The sequence below is a fragment of the Cohnella phaseoli genome (assembly GCF_003386235.1).
GTDB lineage: Bacteria > Bacillota > Bacilli > Paenibacillales > Paenibacillaceae > Cohnella > Cohnella phaseoli.
The window spans coordinates 38,176-51,316 of sequence record NZ_QRDZ01000030.1; the positions used below are offsets into that span (position 1 = coordinate 38,176).

Sequence of the window (13,141 nt, forward strand, 5' to 3'; positions counted from 1 at the left end):
GTTATATGATGAACGCGGACAAGCTGGCCGATATTTTTGCCGGCGGCTCCTATGAGATCAATGGGGTTCACCGTTTGGTGATCCAGCCCAAAAGCGTGCTGCGCGAGTTCAAGACGATTAAGTATGGCTTTCTTTTTGTCGTTCGCGGAGAGGCGACGATAAGCGTGAACGAGAAGGAATATAAGCTGCGGAGGGGTTCGGTGCTTCATGCGGCTCCGGGCATGCGGATGGACGCTAGGGCGACCGGCTCGACGGAATATGAGTACTATACCGTGTTTTACAGCTTCGGGGATGCGTCCGGCGGCCGCGAATGCGATGTGCATTTCCTGCTGGATCCGGCAGCCAGCCCGCGGGTGGCGGAGCTGCTGGCCGTGCTTCATCAGAACGCGCGCACGAAGGACGGCATCGGACGGCTTCGCGCGAAGCAATTGTTTCTCAGCGTCCTGGATCAGGTTCTGACGGGCTGCAGGCACCGGGAGGCCGTCAGCGCGCCGGGCCGGCGAGCGATCGAAGCAGCGGTAGATTATATCAACGGACATTACACGGACCCGCTGACGCTGGATGAATTGGCGGAGCTGCATGCAATGAGTCCGAAGAGCTTCTCGTACTTTTTCCATAAGCATACCGGGCTTCGTCCGATCGACTACGTGATCCACTATCGAATGGAGAGAGCGAGAGAGCTTCTCGGCGAAGGCAATTATCTCGTGCGGGATGTGGCGGTTAGCGTCGGCTATGCCAATCCGCTTTATTTCAGCAGAGCATTCAAGAAGAAATTCGGCGTTTCTCCTACGGACTACGCGTTGCAAACCTCGAATCGACGGCCGGAATAATCGTTCCGGTCAATTCTCCGTTCAATAATGATGCATGTGCGATTAACCATTTGTGCATTCCTATTTCTCCTTTCTCTTGCTAAACTACTTATCGATAATGATAATCATTATCGATAATACTGTTTCTTGACGAACTGGTGCCGAGGTTGGCCGATCAAGGCTTGTTCAGATCGGAGTATACGGGTACGACATTACGCGAGCACTTGGGGATTGAATAACATTGGAGGAATCGAATATGCAAAGATTAACAGGCTGGATTGTTCCGCTTGTTTTGTTGATGGCTGTACTGACAGGCTGCTCTGGCGCTTCGGAGGGCAGCGACGCTTCCGAATCCGCGCCTCCGCCAAGCTCGCCGAGTCCGTCTACCGCGCAGGAGAGCGCCTTCCCCGCCGAGAGTCCGCTGGATGCCGAAGAGTCGGGGGAGCAGGCATGGCCGAGAACGATCAAGGACGCCGTCGGGAACGAGATCGTGCTGGCGAAGAAGCCGGAACGAATCGCCGTGCTGCATCCCGTCTATTTGGACTATTTCTTTGCCTTGGGCGAGCCGCCGTTCGCCTCCGCCAACGCGGCGGAAGCGCTGCAGGAATACGGCACGCTGCAGCCTTATGCGGCGACGGCCGACATTTTGGATCTGGGGAGCGGCCGGGAATTGAGCCTTGAATTCATCGCTCAGGCCAAGCCTGATCTGATCGTGACGTTTAAGGGCCACATCGATACCCTCTACGACAGCTTGGTCAAGATTGCTCCCGTCGTTCAGATCGATTTTGCCGACAGCTGGCAAAATACGACGATGCTCTGCGCGGCGATGATCGGCAAGGAGAAGGAAGCGGAACGGTACATCTCAGAGACGAACGAATTAATCAAGCAAACCCAGGACAAGCTGGGCGACCGGATAAACCGAACCTTCGCGATGCTGCGCATCGACGGCAAGGCGAACTTCTTCGCTCCGGGGACGAGCAACACGATGTATTACAAGGCCGACAGCTTTGGCTTGAAGGCTCCGGAGGGGTACCCGGAGGGCAGCGAAACGCTGTCCCTGGAAGGACTGTCGCAAATGAATCCGGACTACATCATTATCCAGCATGATATCGCCACGGCCAAGGCATCGGTGAAGGAGAAGGAATCGTTAAAGGTGTGGAATTCTCTTAAAGCGGTGCAGGAAGGTCATGTGCTGTTTTTCGATAACTCGTTGAATACGGCAAGCGTGTTGGCCGTCCGCTTGGCGGCGCAAAATCTGATGGAGCTTGAGAACTAGCGCCCGGCGGCAAACCAGAGGCTGCTTCATAAGTCAAGGCGACAAAAAGGATCGGCAACAAGGACGGAGATTCTCCGCGTCCATGAAGCGATCCTGTCCGTTTGTCGTCCTCAATGACTTAGGGTGCAGCCTCTTCTTTTATGGTTTTTTTTGCTATGATGAGAATGCAAGCTTCATAGCCGTGCTGTATTCGCTTTTGTCGGCTGAGGGAAGGAGACGGGGGAATGAAAGAAAAAATCTGTATGGTTACCGGCGCCAATTCCGGTATCGGATTTGCCGCCGCCAGAGGGCTGGCGGAGCGAGGGGCCGCTGTCGTTATGGTATGCCGCAATCGGGAGCGCGGCGAGGCGGCGCGGAAGGAGATCGTCAGGCAGACCGGCAACGAGCGGATCGAGCTGCTTCTCTGCGATCTATCCTCCTTGAAGTCCGTTCGCGACGTCTCCGAAGCTTTCCGCTCTCGCGGAGACAGGCTGGACGTGCTCGTCAACAACGCCGGCGGACTGTTCGACCGCCCGCAGACAAGCGCCGACGGCTTCGAGATGACGTTCGCCGTCAATTATTTGGCTCCGTACCTGCTGACGCATCTGCTGCTGGACAAGCTGCGCGCCTCCGATAACGGCCGCATCGTTAACGTCGCTTCCGTCATGCAGGCCAAGACGCTGGATCTGGATGCGGCTATTCGGCCGCAGACTCCTTATTCCGGCTTTAATGCATATCGAACCGCCAAGCTTGCGGTCATTATGGCGACGTATTTTATGGCTGAGCGTCTGGGGGGAAGCGGGATTGCTGTCAACGCGCTTCATCCGGGCGTGATCTACACGCCGCAATCGACGAGAAGCGTGCCGGGATTTCTCCGTCCGCTGGCCAAGCTGTTTATGAGCTCTCCCGAGCAGGGCGCCCGGCTCATTTTGCATCTGGCTGCGTCGCCGGAAGCGGGCTCGTCGAGCGGGAAATATTACGCGGGCGGCCGCGCCGTATCCACGGTTCCGGTGTCCTACGATTCGCAGCAGCAGCGAGTGCTGTATGAAAGAAGCCTGCAATGGACCGGCCTGCCCGAGAACGCGCTTGGCCTAGACTGAGTCGGGCGCTGCCGCTTGATTCTCCCCGAGCTACCTCCTGCGCATTCCTTTGACATTGAGAATCAATCTCAATTATAATCGATTTATGTCAAAGCGAGTCGAAGCGGCGCCGGTCCGGTGCCGCCGTTTCGGCTTTGCGAAGGAGCGAGCGGAATGATGGAGAAACGACCGGCAGAGCGTATGCCCGACCGGGAGGAGCTGGGCATGGCGATTCAGGTGTGGCTGCATTCCTCCATTGCGATCGCCGATATTCGTCAGTGGGCGGTCGAGTCCGGAGAACCGATCGACGAGTACCGAATGCCGAGCAGCATGTTCGTCTGCTCCTACGGAGGTCCGGCGGAGGTGCGGCTGAACGATGAGCTGTACAGCGTGGAGAGATTCGGTCTTTTTCACGGAGGCAAAGGGACACGGCTGTCTATTCGTCCTACCGGATCGAGATGCGACTGCTACGCGTTGTATTATAAAGCGGAGGAGCCGCCGTTCTACAAGACGGAGCTGAAGCGGCTGCTGAGCGTCGTGAATCCGTTTCGGGAGCTGTACGGCTTTGCGCCGCGGAATCCGATTTTCTTCGTGGAGCAGCTGCGGCAAATGCACGAGCGTTGGAACGGGCCGGCCCCGCTTCAGCGCTTTTTCGGCAAAGCCGCCTTCTATCGGTTCGTCTGCGAGATTTACGAGGAGCTGAAGCAGGGCGGCGTGGATGTTTTGCAGCCCGACGTCGTGGCGCTTGTCAAAGGGTATATCGACGAGCACTATCGCGAAGCGGTATCGCTGCAAGCGATGGCCGAAATGTTCCATGTCAGCGCCGGCCATCTGAGTCGGCTGTTCAAGAAGCAGGAGCGCTTCAGCCCGCAGGAATACTTGATCCGAACAAGGGTGGAGGCGGCTCGAACGCATCTGTTAAGCACGGACGCCACGCTGCGGGAGATTGCCTGGAGCTGCGGCTTTTCCGACGAGTTCCATCTGATCAAAACGTTCAAAAGCCACTTCAAGATGACGCCCGGCGACTGCAGGAAAATAAGTTCAATCCGATTGCGCGATACCGCCATAGGATATGGCGCGAACCTCCCTTATTCTGATAGTGGACTGGCAAAGCCGGATCACTTATCGGGAAAAGGGGAGTATTCGATGTTTGGAGCAAATAGAAGCAAGACGATGATGGCGACCGCAGCGCTCAGCTTGATGCTGATGCTGTCGGCCTGTTCTTCCGCGCCGGCCGCGTCGCCGTCGCCCTCGGGCGCTAGCGGGACAAGCCCGGCTGCGAGCCCGGTCGCCTCAAGCGCAGCGGAGAGCGCGTCGAGCCAGACGGCGCCCGCCTCGCCAGCGACTGCCGCAACGAGGGAGTTCGAGCATGCCGGCGGAAAATCGGTCGTTCCGGCCGATCCGCAGCGCATCGTGGCGGACTGGTACTACGGAGAGCTGCTGGCGCTTGGCGTAAGGCCGGTCGGCTATCCGGAATACTTGCTGAGCGAATATCCTTATCGGGAGGCCGAGGGAACGGAAGGGTTCGCGGAGTCGATGGAGCAGGTCATCGAAATGAAGCCGGACCTGATCATCTCGACTTGGGACGACAGCTACAAGGAATTTTCCAAGATTGCGCCTTCGGTATTGCTGAAGCTGAACAACGGTGTAATCGACAAGATGCGCGTACTCGGGCAATTGGTGAACAGGGAGGAGGAAGCGGAGGAATGGATTGCTTCGTTCGAGGAGAAGCTGGCGAAGGCGAAGCAGCGATTGGCCGACAACGCTCCTGCGGACACGACCGTAACGATTTTGAGCATTTTCCAGAAAGACGTGAAGGTGTTCGGCTACCGCAACATGGGCGGAGACGTTCTGTACAACCTTCTGCAGGTCAAGCCTCCCGAGAAGGTGCGGGAAATGTTCGACGGAACGGAAGCATGGAACCATGCCGTTTCTTTCGAACAACTGCCTGAAATTGCAGGCACGCATATTATTTTAACGACGTATGATGCCGAGGGAACGGGGCGCGAGACGCTGGAGCGGCTGGAGCAGAGCCCGATCTGGCAAAATCTTGACGCGGTCAAAAACAACCGGGTGCACAAAATCTCGTACTACGACTTGTTCTTCGACGATCCGATCGCCATCGAGCATCAGATCGAGCTGCTGACGGACATGATTCTGGGACAGTCGGCCGATCAATAAGAGCAACGAGAGAGCCTCGGAATCTTCACGAATTCCGGGCTTTTTTGCTTGATGGAGCAGCATGTCCGTCCTTGGATTTCCCGATGCGAACCGTCTGCCTTTCTCCATTCGCAGGCCCCCGGAGCCCGGAGTCTTAGCTGGACCGGTCTGGGGCGGTTATTCTCCTAAACTCCTTGGGCGTAAGTCCGGTCATCCGCTTAAACAGCTCGGTAAAGCTGGCATGCTTGCCGTAGCCGACCGCTTGAGCCACCTCCTTGATCCCCTTTCCCGAATTCAGCAGCAAATCCTTCGACTTCTCGATGCGAACCGACTGCGCGTACTCCGTCATCGTCATTCCGTAAGCTCGCTTAAAGCCGCTCGTCAACGCGCTGGGACTCATGCAGGCCAGCCTGGCCAGAGCGTCGAGCGCCTGCTGCCGGGCGTAATTGCGCCGGATATGCTCGCGCACCGCTTCAAGGGAGTCCAGATCTCCGTCTGCGCGATGAGCGGAGGCGAGATGCGCCTTCCGATCCAGCCCCCACTGCATAAGAAAAGAGACGATTTCGAGCACCTTGCTCTCGTAATACATGTTGGCCACCTTGGGGGACGGCCGATAAGAACGAATTTGCCGCAGCGCCGCCGCAGCCTCGGGAATGGCGAAGCTGCCATTCAGCATGGAGCAGATCTCGGGCAGCGCGCGAATTTCCTCCGCGAACCTGCCGGGCAGAATCCCTTTGTAATAGGCGGGCATGAGGTTGATGCCGACGCTGCGAACGGGTACGCTGCGAGGAAAGCGCATCCGATACTCGTGCTCGTACCCTACGTAACCGGTGAGGCTCTCTTCGCCGCCGGTCGGACTTCCATCCGCGACTTCCTCGTAGATTCCCACGTTCAAAAATGACGGCTGATCATATTGAAGCGACACATCGCAACGGAACGCGAGATCGTTAATCGTAATCGCGAACAGATGATCGACGGGATACACCCAGACGGAACCGGTTCCCAGCGCTGGATCAAGCTCGTAGCGGATGCCCCCGCCCGAGTCGCAGTCGGCCGCAGGGGAGAAGCCTATTTGGGACAGATAGGGCAAGTACAAGGAATCGAGGATGCTTTTCAACGATTGTTCCTCCTCCGACTACCGCGCAAAAACGGAAATCTTCCGCTCAATAACGAAAGGACTGCAAAGCTATGGCGGTCTGCTTTTTTCTAATTGATAATGATTATCACTGCGACGGGTTATGAGAGAAATTGTAGCCAACTTCGGAGAAGAAATCAATTACAGAATCAGGCGGAGGAGAAAGAAGATGAAACGAGTTGCGGTTACGGTCATGTTATGCGGTTTGTTGGCGGTGACGGCCTGCGGCCAAGCGGAGCAGGGCGGCGAAGCGGAGGTCAGGACGGTCGACAACGGGAGAGGCCAGAAGATTGAAATTCCGGCCGAGCCCAGCCGAATCGCCGATCTGTCGGGTTCGACGGAGGAACTGCTGGCGCTGGGCATCGTTCCTGCGGCATCGGCGAACGCCGATTATGGCGATCCCAGGCAAATGTCGCCGACGATCAAGGATCGTTTGAGCGCCGATACGGTTAATCTCGGCTGGTACGGAATGCCGATCGATCTGGAGGTCGTCGCGTCCGTCAAGCCCGATCTGATTTTGCTGGGCAAGCTGTTCAACGAAGATTTGTACGACCAATTGGCCAAGATCGCCCCGACTGTTCAAGTGGCTTATCCTTATTACGAATGGCGAGAGCGTCTGGGTTTCCTGGCGGAGCTTTTCGGAGAAGAGGACAAGGATAAGGCATGGATTGCCGAATACGACAAAAAAGCGAAGGAATGGAAAGACAAGCTCCAACCGGCCGTTCAGGACGAAACGTTCGCGGTGATCGAGACCTATCCCGGCAATATCGTCATCTATTCTTCGTCGGGCTTGGCCGAGATGGTCTATCAGGATATGGGACTGAAGCAGGCGGAAGGTATCCCGGAGCCCGAGCCGTGGGGAGGGCTGGAGACCAGTCTCGAAGCTCTCACGTCCATCGACCCCGACCATTTGATTTTCCTGGAAAACAGCGAGAACAAAATGGAGGACAGCCAGGTGTGGAGCAGCATCAGCGCAGTGAAGAAGGGGAATGTCTACAAGATTACGAACGTCGACAACTACAACTACGCTTTCACGGCGCTTGGTCGCATGGAACTGCTTGATCGCATCGGAACGATGATTCTGGATAAGCATCAATAGCTAAGCCGAGGTGATCAGCGAATGAATGCCAAATCGGAAGTGTCGGGTTTGTTGCAAATCGCCGGGGAGAAAAAGGGGCTTCTGATCGCGGCGTGCGTCTTCTCCGTTCTGTCCAGCGTGCTGCAGATCGCTCCGTTCGCGGCGGTGTATGTTATTGTCGAGGAACTGCTGAAGCATGCGGGAGACCCGGCAAGCATGGACAAGGGGCTTCTTCTGTACTGGGGAGTTGTCGCGCTGACGGCTCTGGCCGCGGCGCTGGTCGCCATGTATGTCAGCCTCATGTGTTCGCATATTGCCGCCTTCGACATTCTGTATCGGCTCCGCGTACGGCTGGCCGATCATGTCGCCAAAGTTCCGATGGGTTATCATACGAAAACGGCAACCGGAGAATTGAAAAAAATTATCGAAGTCAGCGTCGAGAAAATCGAGAAGTTCATCGCGCATCAGCTCCCCGACATCGTCGGTGCAGTCACGATTCCGCTTCTGTTCGTCGGGGGCCTGATCTGGTTGGACTGGAGGCTGGCGCTGGCGCTGCTCGTTCCGATCGGCTTCGGCTTCTGGCTGCAGGCCCGGATGTTCGGCAGCGAAGACGGACGCAAGGCGTACCGGGAATTCCAGTATGCGACGGAGGAGATGAACGCGACGGGCATCGAATACGTTCGGGGAATGCCCGCGGTCAAAGCGTTCGGCGTGAAGGCGGACGACTTCCTTACGTTCAGATCCGCCGTTACCCGCTATCGTGATCTTTCTCTTCGCATTACAGATTTGTACAAAACGTCGTACAGCGTCTTTTTCGTCCTGATCAGCTCGCTGTTTACGTTCGTGGCGCCTATCGGCGTCGCTCTGGCGAGCGATCGCGCGGATAGCCGGGCGTTCGCCGTGACGTTTATTCTGTTCTTGATTGTAACGCCGAGCTTATCGGCACCGCTGCTTAAGCTGATGTATGCGGGAGGCGCGATGAGGGAGATCGTGGAGGGCAACAAGCGGATCGCCGCTGTTCTGGCGGAGGCGCCCGTCGAGGAGCCTCTTCGTCCCCTGGCGCCCGTCTCGTATGAGATCTCTTTCGAGCAGGTGTCGTTTGCCTATGAGAGCAAGGATAGCAAAGATTACAAGCCGGCGTTGAGAGGGATCGATTTCGTCGCTAAGGCGGGCGAAATGACTGCGCTCGTCGGGCCTTCGGGCGGCGGCAAGTCGACGATCGCGAATTTGCTGCTGCGCTTCTGGGACGTGCAGGAAGGCGTTATCAAAATCGGAGGCGTTCCGATTCGCGACATCGGGACGGAGAAGCTGATGCAGACGGTGTCCTTCGTTTTTCAGGATGTGCATCTGTTCCATGACACGATCGAGACGAATATCCGGATGGGCAACGCAGGCGCGACGAGGGAAGAGGTGGAGGCTGCGGCGAAAGCGGCTTGCTGTCATGATTTCATTGAGAAGCTGCCCGACGGATACGATACGAAAATCGGCGAGGGAGGAACGTATTTGTCCGGCGGGGAGATGCAGCGGGTTGCCATCGCACGGGCGCTGCTGAAGAACGCCCCGATTCTCGTGCTCGACGAGGCGACCGCCTACGCGGATGCGGAGAACGAGAGCAACATTCGACGGGGGCTGGCGGAGCTGGCGAAAGGTAAAACGGTGTTGATCATCGCTCATCGTCTGTCCAGCGTCAGGTCCGCCGAGCAGATTCTTGTCGTCAAGCAGGGACAGATCGCGGAACGGGGAACGCATGACGAGCTGCGGAAGCTTGACGGGCTGTACGAGCAGATGTGGCTGGCCCATACGAGCGCCGCTTCCTGGAGACTGGGAAGGACCGAAGCGTCGCTTGCCGCCGCCGTCGAGAGGGAGGAGAGCAGGTCGTGAAGCGTTACTTGTATAATATATCGGGCGGTAATGTTCGCAGCTTGTGGTCCGCAGCCTTCGCCGCGCTGCTTGACGGAATCGCGAAGGTCGTTCCCGCAGCGTTATTGGCCGATCTGCTCCATACGGTTTATCGCGCTTTTGCCGAGCCGGAAGCGGGACTGGACACCGGGAGATTGTGGGCTGCGTGCGCCGTTCTGATCGCTTGGCTGTTCGTATCGTATGCGGCGTATGGGCGACTGTACGACAAGTCGTACAAGACGGCCTACCGCTTGTCGGCGTCCGGCAGGCTGAGGCTGGCCGAGCATCTGCGCCATCTATCGCTGGGGTATTTCGGCAAGCGCGATCCGGCGGACATGACCAACCTGCTGCTGAGCGACTATGGTCAAGTGGAACATACGGTGTCCCACAACGTGCCGCAGTTGATCAGCGGGATTATGCTGCCGCTGCTGGCTCTGGCGGGTCTTGCATTCGTCGATTGGAGGATGGCGCTGGCGATGTTCGCTGCCGTTCCGCTCGGACTGTTGCTACTCTGGCTGACTGATTCCATGCAGGAGAGGCTAAGTGAACGCCATGTTCGGGCGAAAAACGAGGCTGCCAGCCGTCTGCAGGAATATTTGGGCGGCATTCGCGAAATTAAGGCCCATCATATGGGCGGCGAGCGGTTCGAGCGGCTGCGGCTTTCCTTCGAGCGCCTGAAACGCGCTTCAATCCGGCTGGAAGGCAGAATGGGGCCGCTCATTATGGGCGCGATGCTGCTGACCCGCTCAGGCATGACGATCATGATCGCGGCCGGGAGCTATTGGCTGGCCGGAGGGGAGCTGTCGCTCTCCATCTTCCTGCTCTTCCTGCTGGTCGGCACGCGGATATTCGAGCCGCTGACCGCCGTGCTAATGAACTATGGAGAGATGAGATATTCCGCCTTCAGCGCGAGGCGCATCATGGACGTCCGGCAGGAGCTGCCGATGCAAGGAAGCGAAAGCGTCGATCCCCGAGGCCCGATCGTCTTCGATCGGGTCACGTTCGGATATGACGAACGCGAGCCCGTGCTTAAAGGGCTATCGTTCACGATTGAGCCGAATGCGATTACTGCGCTGGTCGGACCGTCCGGCAGCGGGAAAAGCACGGTAACGCGCCTGGTCGCGCGCTTCTGGGACGTTCGGCAGGGAGAGATTCGCATCGGCGGACAGCCCCTTGGCCAAGCGGACCCGGAGGAACTGCTGCGGCATGTGGCTATCGTGTTCCAGGACGTCTATCTGTTCCGGGATACGATCGGCAACAACATCCGTATCGGGAGGATGGACGCCACGCAGGAGGAGATCGAGGAGGCGGCCAGGCGAGCCTGTTGCCATGACTTTATCTCGGCGTTGCCGCAGGGCTACGATACGCCGGTCGGGGAGGGCGGCTCGACGCTATCCGGCGGGGAGAAGCAGCGAGTCTCGATTGCCCGAGCGCTGCTCAAGAACGCGCCGATCGTGCTGTTGGACGAAGCGACCGCTTCTCTCGATCCGGAGAACGAGTATTCCGTGCAGCGGGCGATCGACGAACTGGTTGCGAACAAGACGGTCGTCGTCATCGCCCACCGGCTGAAGACCGTTCGGTACGCCGACAAAATCGTTGTGCTGGAGCGGGGGCGGCTGACGGAAGAAGGTCGGCACGATGAATTGCTGGAAAGCGGAGGACTCTACGCCAAGCTGTGGCGCTTGCAGCAGGAGTCGGAGGAGTGGCAGGTCAAAGCTTAGGCGGCCGGTTTCGACTTTTGTCCATGTTATTTTCAGAATTGCTCCATTTCCATATGCTCTCTTTTCTGCTACAATCATTTTGATATTGAGAATCATTATCGATGTCATAGAGATAGCGTTGTTCAGCGCGGAAGGAGAGAGGATGACTTGATTCAACGTTTTTTTGCGTATTACCGGCCTTATAAAGGATTGTTCATGCTCGATTTCGGCTGCGCGATTATTGCCGGCTTGCTGGAACTGGCGTTTCCGATGGCCGTTAACTCGTTTATCGACGATCTGCTGCCGGGAAGCAAATGGGGGCTGATTCTATGGGCTTCGGTCGGGCTGGTCGCTTTGTATGCACTGAATACCGTATTGATGTATATCGTCAACTATTGGGGGCATATGCTGGGCATCAATATCGAGACGGATATGCGGCGCAAGCTGTTCTCGCATATTCAGAAGCTGTCGTTCCGCTTTTTCGACAATACGAAGACCGGCCATCTGGTCGGACGGCTAAGCAACGATATGAACATGATCGGCGAGATGGCGCACCACGGTCCGGAGGATCTGTTTATCGCGATCATGACGCTGACCGGCTCCTTCGCGCTCATGCTGGCGATCAACTGGAAGCTGGCGGTGATGACCTTCATTATCGTGCCGGCGATTATTTGGGTGGTTGTATACTTCAACGGCAAAATGACGAAGGCGATTCACCAATTGTTTGGCGATATCGGCGACTTCAATGCCCGCATTGAGGACAACGTAGGCGGGATCCGCGTCGTCAAGGCGTTCTCCAACGAGTCGTTCGAGGAAACGCGATTTGCGGAAAACAATGGACGCTTCCGCCTGACGAAGCTGATGTCCTACAAGCTGATCGCCAAAAACGGCTCGATCAGCTACATGATGATGCGCTTTGTTACGCTGTTCGTCATGGTATGCGGCACATGGTTCGTCATTAAGGGGCAGCTTACTTATGGGCAATTCGTCGGCTTCCTGCTGCTGACCAACGTATTTTTTCGGCCGATCGAGAAAATCAACGCCATCGTGGAAAGCTATCCGCAGGGGCTTGCCGGATTCAAGCGTTACACTGAGCTGATGGATACCGCTCCCGATGTGGCCGACGCTCCGAATGCGGCCGAGCTTGGCGCCTTCAACAGCGATATCGAGTTCGATCAAGTGAGCTTCGGCTATGAGGGTGAGAAGAAGGTGCTGCAGAACGTGAGCCTGACGGTTCGCAAAGGGGAGACGATCGCCTTCGTCGGCCCTTCCGGCGCCGGCAAGACGACGCTGTGCAGCCTGCTGCCGCGTTTCTACGAGATCGATAGCGGCGCGATTCGCATCGACGGCGTCGACATTCGCGAGGTGACCCAGGAATCGCTGCGTCGCCAGATCGGCATCGTGCAGCAGGATGTGTTCCTATTTAACGGAACGATTCGCGAGAACATCCTGTACGGTAAGCTGGACGCCACGGAAGAGGAAATCTGGGAAGCGGCGCGGCGGGCTCGTCTGAACGAGTTCATCCAGGCGCAGGAGCACGGACTGGAAACCGTCATCGGCGAGCGGGGCGTGAAGCTGTCGGGCGGACAGAAGCAGCGTCTGGCCATCGCGCGGATGTTCTTGAAAAATCCGCCGATTCTGATTCTGGACGAAGCGACGTCGGCGCTGGATACGGAGACGGAGCTGGCGATTCAGCAATCGCTGTCCGAGCTGTCGCAGGGTCGGACAACGCTCGTGATTGCCCACCGTCTGGCGACGATCAAGGATGCGGACCGCATCGTCGTCGTAACGGAGGAAGGCATTACCGAGCAGGGGCGCCATCGCGAATTGGTCGCTGCCGGGGGCGTCTACAGCCGTCTGCATCAGGCGCAATTCGGCCAACTCGCTTAATCCAATAAAAAGAAAAAGATCGCTTCTTATCCGGCTCTCTTAGCCAGGGTAGTGGCGATCTTTTTTTATATTCCGGCAGAGATGGGACAGATGGGGCGCATGCATCATAACCACCTATAGCTATGCATACACATTG

General features: G+C 57.2%; 9 protein-coding genes. 8 read left to right on the forward strand and 1 reads right to left on the reverse strand.

The features are described 5' to 3' along the window. Positions 1-5: 5 nt before the first annotated feature. The 4 genes from DFP98_RS29280 to DFP98_RS29295 all read left to right on the forward strand — a co-directional run bounded on the left by DFP98_RS29280 (position 6) and on the right by DFP98_RS29295 (position 5,324). The gene (locus DFP98_RS29280; protein ID WP_116064176.1) at positions 6-830 is read left to right on the forward strand and encodes an AraC family transcriptional regulator; all 825 of its coding nucleotides are present in this window, start codon (positions 6-8) and stop codon (positions 828-830) included. Between the two features lie 235 nt (positions 831-1,065). Then, positions 1,066-2,085, forward strand: coding sequence for an ABC transporter substrate-binding protein (locus DFP98_RS29285; protein WP_116064177.1), 1,020 nt, complete (start codon positions 1,066-1,068; stop codon positions 2,083-2,085). Positions 2,086-2,309: 224 nt separating this feature from the next. Further along, positions 2,310-3,164, forward strand: a complete 855-nt coding sequence (locus tag DFP98_RS29290; RefSeq protein ID WP_116064178.1) for an SDR family oxidoreductase — start codon at positions 2,310-2,312, stop codon at positions 3,162-3,164. A 153-nt stretch (positions 3,165-3,317) separates the two neighbouring features. Further along, entirely contained in the window at positions 3,318-5,324 is a 2,007-nt protein-coding gene (locus DFP98_RS29295; protein ID WP_116064179.1) for an AraC family transcriptional regulator, read from the forward strand. Between the two features lie 133 nt (positions 5,325-5,457). On the opposite strand, the gene DFP98_RS29300 is transcribed toward DFP98_RS29295, so the two are convergent. Beyond that, a complete protein-coding gene (locus tag DFP98_RS29300; protein WP_116064180.1) occupies positions 5,458-6,420 on the reverse strand; it encodes a helix-turn-helix transcriptional regulator in 963 nt (320 codons plus the stop codon). A gap of 187 nt (positions 6,421-6,607) precedes the next feature. On the opposite strand from DFP98_RS29300, the gene DFP98_RS29305 reads away from it, so the two are divergent. The 4 genes from DFP98_RS29305 to DFP98_RS29320 all read left to right on the forward strand — a co-directional run bounded on the left by DFP98_RS29305 (position 6,608) and on the right by DFP98_RS29320 (position 13,005). Continuing rightward, complete coding sequence (locus DFP98_RS29305) at positions 6,608-7,537, forward strand: ABC transporter substrate-binding protein (RefSeq protein WP_116064181.1); 930 nt, start codon at positions 6,608-6,610, stop codon at positions 7,535-7,537. A gap of 21 nt (positions 7,538-7,558) precedes the next feature. Then, on the forward strand, positions 7,559-9,397 hold the full coding sequence (locus DFP98_RS29310; protein ID WP_116064182.1) for an ABC transporter ATP-binding protein: 1,839 nt from the start codon (positions 7,559-7,561) through the stop codon (positions 9,395-9,397). Then, complete coding sequence (locus DFP98_RS29315) at positions 9,394-11,136, forward strand: ABC transporter ATP-binding protein (protein WP_116064183.1); 1,743 nt, start codon at positions 9,394-9,396, stop codon at positions 11,134-11,136. Before DFP98_RS29310 ends, DFP98_RS29315 begins: the two co-directional genes overlap by 4 nt. A 147-nt stretch (positions 11,137-11,283) precedes the next feature. After that, positions 11,284-13,005, forward strand: coding sequence for an ABC transporter ATP-binding protein (locus DFP98_RS29320; RefSeq protein ID WP_116064184.1), 1,722 nt, complete (start codon positions 11,284-11,286; stop codon positions 13,003-13,005). Positions 13,006-13,141 lie beyond the last annotated feature (136 nt).

Coding starts and splice junctions, on each gene's coding strand:
- DFP98_RS29280 (WP_116064176.1), top strand. CDS start 6: ATGATGAACGCGGACAAGCTGGCCGATATTTTTGCCGGCGGCTCCTAT.
- DFP98_RS29285 (WP_116064177.1), top strand. CDS start 1,066: ATGCAAAGATTAACAGGCTGGATTGTTCCGCTTGTTTTGTTGATGGCT.
- DFP98_RS29290 (WP_116064178.1), top strand. CDS start 2,310: ATGAAAGAAAAAATCTGTATGGTTACCGGCGCCAATTCCGGTATCGGA.
- DFP98_RS29295 (WP_116064179.1), top strand. CDS start 3,318: ATGATGGAGAAACGACCGGCAGAGCGTATGCCCGACCGGGAGGAGCTG.
- DFP98_RS29305 (WP_116064181.1), top strand. CDS start 6,608: ATGAAACGAGTTGCGGTTACGGTCATGTTATGCGGTTTGTTGGCGGTG.
- DFP98_RS29310 (WP_116064182.1), top strand. CDS start 7,559: ATGAATGCCAAATCGGAAGTGTCGGGTTTGTTGCAAATCGCCGGGGAG.